The sequence below is a fragment of the Arthrobacter sp. 05N33_2 genome, from assembly GCF_056397425.1.
This window is the reverse complement of record NZ_JBFTNJ010000001.1, coordinates 604,883-613,523: the sequence shown is the minus strand read 5'-3', so window position 1 is coordinate 613,523 and position 8,641 is coordinate 604,883. Positions and strand designations below refer to the sequence as shown.

General features: G+C 67.7%; 8 protein-coding genes and 1 pseudogene. 5 read left to right on the top strand and 4 right to left on the bottom strand.

The window, feature by feature from the left end; translation table 11 throughout:
• The 3 genes and pseudogenes from AC1DHX_RS02860 to AC1DHX_RS02850 all read right to left on the bottom strand — a co-directional run.
• Positions 1 to 613 (bottom strand): ATP-binding protein (locus AC1DHX_RS02860; protein ID WP_476899843.1); only part of this gene is annotated, 613 nt, incomplete at its 3' end.
• Positions 614 to 816: 203 nt separating this feature from the next.
• Positions 817 to 1,704 (bottom strand): annotated as a pseudogene (locus tag AC1DHX_RS02855) (DUF4194 domain-containing protein); the annotation flags it as partial.
• Positions 1,705 to 1,706: 2 nt separating this feature from the next.
• The gene (locus AC1DHX_RS02850; RefSeq protein ID WP_476860467.1) at positions 1,707 to 3,179 is read right to left on the bottom strand and encodes a DUF3375 family protein; all 1,473 of its coding nucleotides are present in this window, start codon (positions 3,177 to 3,179) and stop codon (positions 1,707 to 1,709) included.
• A gap of 164 nt (positions 3,180 to 3,343) precedes the next feature.
• Between AC1DHX_RS02850 and AC1DHX_RS02845 the strand changes: the two genes are divergently transcribed.
• The 4 genes from AC1DHX_RS02845 (at position 3,344) to AC1DHX_RS02830 (ending at position 7,280) form a co-directional block, all read left to right on the top strand.
• Positions 3,344 to 3,724 (top strand): PepSY domain-containing protein, encoded by a 381-nt coding sequence (locus AC1DHX_RS02845; RefSeq protein ID WP_476860466.1) that lies wholly within the window; start codon positions 3,344 to 3,346, stop codon positions 3,722 to 3,724.
• A gap of 203 nt (positions 3,725 to 3,927) precedes the next feature.
• Entirely contained in the window at positions 3,928 to 4,266 is a 339-nt protein-coding gene (locus AC1DHX_RS02840) for a hypothetical protein (RefSeq protein ID WP_230007274.1), read from the top strand.
• Between the two features lie 63 nt (positions 4,267 to 4,329).
• Entirely contained in the window at positions 4,330 to 6,366 is a 2,037-nt protein-coding gene (locus AC1DHX_RS02835) for an acyl-CoA dehydrogenase family protein (protein WP_476860465.1), read from the top strand.
• A gap of 116 nt (positions 6,367 to 6,482) precedes the next feature.
• On the top strand, positions 6,483 to 7,280 hold the full coding sequence (locus tag AC1DHX_RS02830; RefSeq protein WP_476860464.1) for a hypothetical protein: 798 nt from the start codon (positions 6,483 to 6,485) through the stop codon (positions 7,278 to 7,280).
• A 26-nt stretch (positions 7,281 to 7,306) separates the two neighbouring features.
• Here the strand turns inward: AC1DHX_RS02830 and AC1DHX_RS02825 are convergent, their stop codons facing one another.
• Complete coding sequence (locus tag AC1DHX_RS02825) at positions 7,307 to 7,723, bottom strand: YchJ family protein (protein WP_476860477.1); 417 nt, start codon at positions 7,721 to 7,723, stop codon at positions 7,307 to 7,309.
• Positions 7,724 to 8,013: 290 nt separating this feature from the next.
• On the opposite strand from AC1DHX_RS02825, the gene AC1DHX_RS02820 reads away from it, so the two are divergent.
• Positions 8,014 to 8,622 (top strand): hypothetical protein, encoded by a 609-nt coding sequence (locus tag AC1DHX_RS02820; protein WP_476860463.1) that lies wholly within the window; start codon positions 8,014 to 8,016, stop codon positions 8,620 to 8,622.
• Positions 8,623 to 8,641: the final 19 nt, after the last annotated feature.

The following is an 8,641-nucleotide window of genomic DNA, read 5'->3' as shown; positions in this document are numbered from 1 at the left end:
TGATGCCGAGAAGCCGGCGGAATCGTTCGGCGAAGGCCTTGTGGACGTCGAAGATCTGGGCGTCCGGGAAGATCGCGTCCAGCGCCGACTTGGTGAACCGCTTCTCCGCGATGCCCTCGATCGCCGCGAGGTCCAGCGGCTTGTTATCGATCATGTAGTACCGGCCGACGCTGGATTCCGTGCCGTTCTTGGGCAGGTCGAAAAGCGCCGAAACCGTCACCCGCGTGCCGGCGGCGTTGTCGAACGTCAGCGCGACGGCGGACCAGGTCGCGCCGGGGCGCTGGAACGCACTCGCCGAGCCCTCACCCACGGCCTTGTCGCCTACCTTGCCGCGCATGTACGTGAACGTGGTGCGCTTGTCCTCGACAGCGCCGCCTGCCCGCTGTGCAGCCGCTTCGTTGGAGCGCGGACGGGCGTCGAAGACCCGAAGCATGGCATCGAACAGCGTGGACTTTCCGACGCCCGAATTGCCGGTCAGCAGTGTGCCGTTGCGGTCCACGTGCATCGTGTGGGCGCCATGGAATGTGCCCCAGTTGACCACCTGGACCAGGGCCAGGCGCATCTGGCCGGGGTTGGTGAGCTCGCCCATCGGGAGCATGGTTGCGATGCTCACTTGGTCTCCTCGGCTTCTTCAGTGTGGCTGGGTGACGACGACGGCGATGCCGCCCCCGCCCCTGCGCCGCGCAGCTGATCTTCGATCAGCTCAGCGCGCGGCTCCGACAGGCCCGATGCCACTCCCGGGGCGGCATCGCCGTCGTCGTTGTACGGGTCACCGTGGGCGTCCGCAGCGACTGCGGTGCCGCTGTTCACGTCACCTTCGGTGGCGGCAGCGCCGTCGTCGTCCGGGTCTTCCTCCGCGTTTGCCGAGGTGTCTGTGTCGAGCTCCAGGAGCGGCTCCGTTCCCGACTGGTCTGTGCTGGCTGCCACCAGGGCTTCGATTTGGGCCGGGATGTCGCCGATGTTTTCGAACGGCAGGGCCAGCGGGAGGGCGTTGGAGATGGTGTAGACCTCGTCCAGGCCCGTGGCGAGCAGGAGCTGGCGGGCCAGGAGCTTGGTGATGGCGCGATTAACGACGTCGGCATCGCGCAGGGCGTCCTGCTGGCCGGTGGGCTGGTAGTGGGCGACGAGTTCGGCGATTTCCTCGCGCGTGATCGTCGGGTCCGTCTGGGCGGTGACGTGCCGGTCCAGGAGCAGGCGCAGGCGGAGCAGGACGATGGTCTCGACCCGGCTCAGGGCACGCTGCTGGCGCAGGATACTGGAACGCGTACTGCCGCCGATCGCCTCGGGGTCAACCGGGCGCAGGACGGCGACCTTACGCTCGTGGTCCAGTTGCAGCGTGAGGAAGAGTTCGGAGAGGCGGCTGCGCAGGATCAGCTGGTTGTCCAGGAGCGTGGTCCACAGCTTTTCGTCGCGGCCGCCGTCGATGTAGGGGCCCTTGAGCAGCTTCACGAGCGCCTGCCGCACCTTCATGGGCAGTACGCCGGTGTCGCCCGGGAAGAGTGCGGCGCCGTCGACAAACGTGTCCCGGGGGGTGACGATGAAGGGGTCGCTGCGGACGTGGGCGCCATCGCTGTCCGCAGGCGCAGACTCGGGCGCGGACTGCGGGTCCGCCGCCGCGGTCTCTGCCAGGGTCTCGGTCGGGGTCTCTGCCAGGGTCTCGGTCGCGGTCTCGGTCAGGGTCTCGGTCACAGTCTCTTCAGTCATGGTCAATCCTTCGCGAGCGTGACGACGGGCAGGTAGGCGGTGCGGGTGGTGCCGTCGATTTGTTCGAATTCGATGGGGCCCCAGGTCCCGCGGTCGAAGCCGGCGCCTTCGTGGAGGGTCTGCGACAACAGGGCCCGGATGGAGTTGATGTGGCGTTCCTCTGCCGGCAGCTGCGCCCAGGCCTCGGTAAGGGTTGAGGCCCCCGCGAGCGCGGCGCGGATGGCCTCCGGCTTGGCCTTGGCGGTCCGGGGCGAGCGCGCCCGGTCCGAGTCGGAGAACGCGATGGGGTCGGCCAGCTTGGGTGGAGCCGCGAATTCGTCAGGGTCGAAGTGCTTGACCATGGCCAGGGACTCGAAACCGGCGCTGAACAGCACCGGGCCGCGGACCAGGCCGGGCCGTTCGCGCTCGTACGGCAGGGTGCGGATCGCCTGCTCAGCCTCCCGCAGGACCTTCCGGAGCCGGACCGACTGCCGGAAGTCGTCACTTTGGACGTAGGTGTTGAGGCTCTCGCTGAGCTTGCCGTAGATCCGCTGGATCTGGCTGTGCTGGGTGCGGAGTTCGGCCACAAGGTTCTTGAGCGTCTCGCGTTCATCGTGGCTGAGCTCGTCCGCGAACTGCCGGCTCAGGACTTCGCCGATCGCCGACCGGAACCTCAGCTGTTGTTGCGGGTCCTCCAGGAACGCGGTGAAGGAGCGGAACGTCCGGCCTTCGGGGCTCTGCCGCAGCCGCTTGTCGGCCTCGAGCACCTGGGCCATGGTGGCGCCCTTGCTGAGCGATTCCTCGATGATCTGGTTGCGCAGCTCCCCCACGAGCTCTTCGATCCGGTCACGCATCTTCTTGTAGTCCGCGGGCAGGCTGGCCGCGAGATCGAGGATGTTGCCTGCCGCCTCCACAGCCTCGTCGTCGTCGAGCAGCCCGTCGAAATCGCCGGAGCTGATGTCTTCCATCAGCTGGCGGCGCTCGTCGATCTCCTCTTCGAGGGATTCAATGCGTGCGCTCTGGTCCGGGTTGGTCTCGTTGGCGAGCTTCTCGACGTCGCCCAGCAGTGTACCGAGCCGGGAGCCGTTCAGCGTGGACCGCTCGCTGGAGAGGCTGTCCAGGAAAGCCAGCACGCGGGCAGCAGGTTCCGTGACTTCGTAAACGATCTGGCCCGACTGGTTCCGGCGGGTCAGGAAGTTCTTGCGGGTCCATTCGTCCGCGTATTTCTTTCCGGAAAGTGTGCCGTTGGCCGAGCCGCTGTGCTGCTCTCCCGTGCCGGGGGCCTGCCGGCGGAGCTGCTCGAGGAAGGCGTCGACGTCGGCGTGGAACTGTTCCAGCGGCAGCTGCGCGCGCGTGCGGGTGAAGGAAGCCTGGAGCACGGCGATCACCCAAGGCGCCGAACGCGTCAGCGCCCAGGCAGGTCCCTTGGTAAGGAGCTCAAGGTCCCGGAGCCGGGTGCTGATGGCGTCGGCTGATGACACGGCGGAACGGGACACGCGCTCTCCTTCGGCTGCCAGGGGATGGTTTGGGGTGGCGTTGCGGGGCAGCGGATTCTAAAAACTGCCAGCTACAAGGTTAACGCAGGGCCCCGTCCGCATTCATCGTTGTCTGCGCCCCTATGTCGGCGCACACTGGAATGACCAGCCGAAGGGAGACGATCATGCGCAAGAGAACGATCTGGATCACGGGGGCGGCCTCTGCAGCGGTGGTGCTGGGGGGAGCGTCAATTGCGGTCGGGGCCACCCAGGCCAGGGATGTCTGGTCCGGAAGTGCGGGCGCCCTCACCGCCAAGATCGGGAACTTTGAGATCGGTGACGATTCCGATGGACCGGCGCTCAGTGACGCCGACCGTGCCATGGCAACACAGGCCGCGTTGGCGAAGGTGGGCCAGGGCAGCGTCACCGAAGTGGAGCGCGATGACGACTCCGGCGCGGCCTACGAGGTCGAGGTACGCCTCAACGACGGGTCCCAGGTCGAAGTCGCCCTCGGCGCGGACTTCCAGGTCATGAGCCAGAGCGCCCCTGAACACGACGAAGACTGACACCGGGCAGCCTCCCGGCACTGACAAACGGTGCGACCCCCGCGATCGGTGAGGGTGCCGCAACCCCGCCGTGACCTACGCCCCGGTAGCATTTCGATCCCGTATCAAGAGGCCGCCACCGTCCAAGGACCCTAGTTCAGCACGCCCACGGCACCCTACGCTCGGGCTACTGGTTCAACCGGAGCAATGGTGCAGGGGGAAGAATGCAGTTCGACCTAAGCGCAGTGGAAACCGGCACGATGGTGGTCATTGGAACCCTCGTGTTTGCCGTGATGATCGGCGCCTTCATGATGGTGTCCGCGTTCGCGGCCATGGTTTTGGTCGGTGTCGGCCGGCTCGCCTGGTACCTCGTGGCCGGCGCGCTGGTGGGCCTGGTCCACGGCATCAACCACGGTTGGGACCGGCTGGTCCACCACGCCTCAACGGTGGAGATGCCCGCCGATTTCCAGGTCGACTTCGGCACGGACTTCCGGTCCGACTTTCCGGGCCAGGCCTCCCCTAGCACAGGCACTTACCCGCGAGTAGTATTGCGGGACAGCTGAAGGGTCCTCCACCCGCGGCGGATCCAGGGCTCAAGCCGGTCACCCGGTTAGAGGAGATGCCCCGTGAGCTCCGCCATCGAAGACCCCGCCACCACACCCGGTACTCCAGCGTCAGATTCTCCAACATCAGGCATTCCGATTCCGGCGGCCGACGGGGACGCTGAGCACGTCGGCCCCGACGCGACGGCCGCCGACGCCCGCGCCATTGCCGAGGCCGCCCGCGAAACCAGTTGGACCCAGCCCAGCTTCGCGAAGGGCCTCTACCTTGGCAGCTTCGATTTGTCGCTGATACACCCGTGGCCCGAGGCCCCCGCCGACGACGTCGAACGCGGCGACGCGTTCATGGCCCGGCTGGCCGACTACTGCCGCACGATGTCCGGGCGCACCATCGAACGCGACGACCGGATCCCGGACGACTATCTCAAAGGGCTCGCGGAGCTCGGTGTGTTCGGAATGAAGATTCCCCGCGAATACGGCGGACTGGGCCTCACGCTCGTGTATTACGGCCGCGCACTGGCCATGCTGGGCTCGGTGCACCCAAGCCTCGGCGCCCTGATCTCCGCGCACCAGTCGATCGGCGTCCCGGAGCCCGTCAAGGTCTTTGGCACTCCGGCCCAGAAGCGCGAATACCTGCCCCGCTGCGCCGCCGGCGCCGTCACCGCTTTCCTGCTCACCGAGCCCGACGTCGGCAGCGACCCCGCCCGGATGGGCAGCACGGCCGTTCTCTCCGACGACGGCGAGTCGTACCTCCTGGACGGCGTCAAGCTCTGGACCACCAACGGTGTTATCGCCGAGCTCGTCGTGGTCATGGCCCTCGTGCCGCCGCACACCGATGCGGACGGGACCGCCCACAAAGGCGGCATCAGCGCCTTCGTGGTCGAAATGGACACCCCTGGCATTGCCGTGGAAAACCGCAACACCTTCATGGGGCTCCGCGGGATCGAAAACGGCGTCACCCGCTTCCACCAGGTCAGGGTCCCCGCTGCCAACCGGCTGGGCCGGGAAGGCCAGGGCCTGAAGATCGCCCTCACCACACTGAACACGGGCCGGCTCTCCATCCCCGCGCTGTGCGTCGCCACAGGCCGGTGGAGCCTGAAGATCGCCCGCGAATGGTCCGACGCCCGCACCCAGTGGGGCCGGCCGATCGGCCAGCATGAGGCAGTGGGGAAGAAAATCGCCTTCATCGCCGCCAGCGCCTTCGCCCTGGACGCCGTGTTTGAACTCTCTGCGGAAATGGCCGACGCCGGGCAGAAAGACATCCGGATCGAGGCGGCCCTGGCCAAGCTGTGGTCCACGGAGATCAGCTGCCTCATCGCGGACGAACTCGTGCAGATCCGCGGCGGCCGGGGCTTTGAAACGGCGGACTCCCTCGAAGCCCGCGGCGAGCGCGCCGTCGCCGCGGAACAGCAGCTCCGCGACATGAGAATCAACAGGATCTTCGAGGGGTCCTCGGAAATCATGAGGTTGCTGATCGCCCGCGAGGCCGTGGACGCGCACCTGGCGGCCGCGGGAGACCTCGCCTCGGAGGATGCCCGCCTCTCCGACAAGGCGAAGGCCGCCGTCGGCGCCTCCGGCTTCTACGCGAAGTGGCTGCCCAAACTCGTGGCCGGCGCCGGCATGGACCCGCGCTCCTACAGCGACTTCGGCCGGCTCGCGAAACAGCTGCGCTACGTGGAGCGCTCCTCCCGGCGCCTCGCCCGGCAGACCTTCTACGGGATGGGCCGGTGGCAGGCCAAACTTGAGCACAAGCAGGCGTTCCTGGGCCGGATCGTGGACATCGGTGCGGAGCTGTTTGCCATGGCAGCCTGCTGTTCGCGCGCCGAGATGCTGCTGCGGACGCAGCCGGAACGCGGCGCCTCCGCGTACGAACTCGCCGAGGCGTACTGCGAACAGGCCCGTGTTCGCGTCGACGAATATTTCGACCGGCTGTGGCGGAACACCGACGACGCCGACCATGCCCTGGCCCGCAAGACACTGGCCGGGGACTACACCTGGCTGGAAGCCGGAATCCTCGACCAGTCTGAAGGGACCGGCCCATGGATCGCGGACGCCAGCCGGCGCGCCTCCGTCCGGGAGGACCTGCACCGCAAGTACCGCTGACGGGCCGCCGCCACGGATAGTAAGCATCCTTGCTAACCGGATTCCGCCGTGGTTAGGTTGACGCCAGACCGGCGTCTCCAGTGTGCCCGGTCATTCAGCGAAAGTGAGCAGCCCTCATGAGCAGCACCGCAGGCCCCGACGACAAGACGACACAACACGCCGCGCAGGACGACGCCACAACCCGCCCGGTGACAGCAGTCCGCCACGACGACCCCGTCCGCGACGCACCGGTCCGCGAGACTGTTCACGACACTGTCGTGGAAGAGATCCCCACGCGCGAGACGGTAGTGGCCCGCGAGAAGGAACAGTTCGGCGGCATCAAGGTCGGCTCGGCATTCTTCGGCTGGCTGACGGCCACGGGTACGGCCGTGCTGCTCACCGCGCTGGTCGCTGCCGGCGGTACCGCCGTCGGACTGGCCACCAACACCGATGTGAACGATGCCGTCGACCAGGCCTCCAGCAACCAGACGGTCGGGCTGACCGGCATCATCGTGCTGCTCGTGATCCTCCTGGTCGCCTACTACTGCGGCGGATACGTCGCCGGGCGGATGGCCCGTTTCAATGGCGCCAGGCAGGGCTTCATGGTCTGGATCTGGGCCCTGATCGCCGCGATCGTCGTCGCCGTGCTGGGCCTGGTCGCCGGGCAGCGCTTCAACATCCTGGCCAACCTGAACAGCTTCCCGCGGATCCCGATCAACGAGGGCGAATTGAACACCCTGAGCATCATCGCGGCGATCGTCGTGGCCGCGGTGGCTTTGGTGGGCGCAGTGCTGGGCGGCCTCGCGGGAATGCGTTTCCACCGCAGGGTGGATCGGGCCGGCTTCAGCCCTGCAGCAACGGTTGAGAACCACCCCGTCAGGGACAACTCAGCCGGAGAGAACTCAGCACGGGACAACTCAGCCGGGCGCCCCTAGCCGCGACGGCGTCAGCCCCGGAAGCCTCAGCCGGCAACGACGCCATCTACGTAGTACCAGCGCCGGTCCACCCGCACAAAGCGGCTGGTTTCGCGGTGCAGGCCGCGTTCGCCCTCGTGCCGGTAGTGCGCCGCGAATTCCACGGTGCCTTCGCTGTCCAGCGGGCCGCCGCGGCTGGTGGAGAGGATGTCCATGCGTCGCCACTGCATGCCGGAATCAAACTCCAGCTCAGCGGGCCGAGTGTCCGGGTGCCAGGTCCGGAGCAGGTACCCCGCGTCGTGGACTACGAAGGCGCTGTACCGGGAGCGCATAAGCTGCTCCGCCGTAGGCGCCTCGGCGTCCCCGCGATGGAACCGGCCGCAGCAGTGCACATACGCCTCGCCCGACAGGCACGGGCAGTTCCCCTCATACGGCGCGGAATATGCCGCTTCCGGAATACTCACGGAGCGGTCCGTGCCAGATGCTCCGGCGGGCTCGGAATCGGCTGCTGCGGCGTGCGTCACAAGATGTCCTTCCGGCGGGCCGGACGACGCCGGCGGGGCTGTCTCCGACTATAGACGCCCGGCCGGCGGGGCCCGTGCCCCGCCCGCGGATAACGGCTTTGACACATATTCGCCACGACTGCCGGGGGCGGCACGGGGCCAGCGAAAAGTACGTATTGTTAAGGGGGCTCCTGCCCGCCGTGTGCTTGCGGCAGGGACCACGCTGAAGCAGGCCGGCAAGGAGAGGTGACATGGAAGATCCAACGACCATTGCGCTGAACCTGACTTTTTTCGGGACCCTCGGCGTGGCGTTCTTCATGTTCCTCGGCCTCTTCCTGGTCTTCGCCGCCACCCTCGTGCTCGCAGGGATCGGCCGGCTGGCGGCAGTCGTTGTCTTGGCCGTCGCCGGGCTCGTCCGCGGAACCCCGGTATCACGGGAAAATGGGGCTGGGGAAGAGCCGGCGCCGCACCGGCCGGCCAAGGCCGCGAAGCCCGCACGCCCCGCCCGGAATACAGCCAAAAAGGAACCCGCGCTGTCCCCGGAGTGGGCGGCCGCCGTGGCCCGGGCAGATGCCCGCGCCGCCGCGAGGGCCAGGGCCGAGGCCGGACCCGCCGTCCGGGTCACCGTCCGGGACCTGCCCGACCCCCTGGCACCGGCACAGGACATCACAGAAGTCTCTGCCCTCGTGCAGTCTGCCACGGACACCAATGGAACACTTGGCGCCGTCCCGCGGGCGTTCAAAAAGCCGCCCATGCCCGCAGCGAAGTCCCTGCTGGACACCGGATCGCTCGTGGCGCTGCGCGGCACTCCGCCGGCCGGGAAGGCCAAACAGCCGGTCCAGGAACGCAAGGCCGGCTGAGCCCTTACCCCGGGCAGGC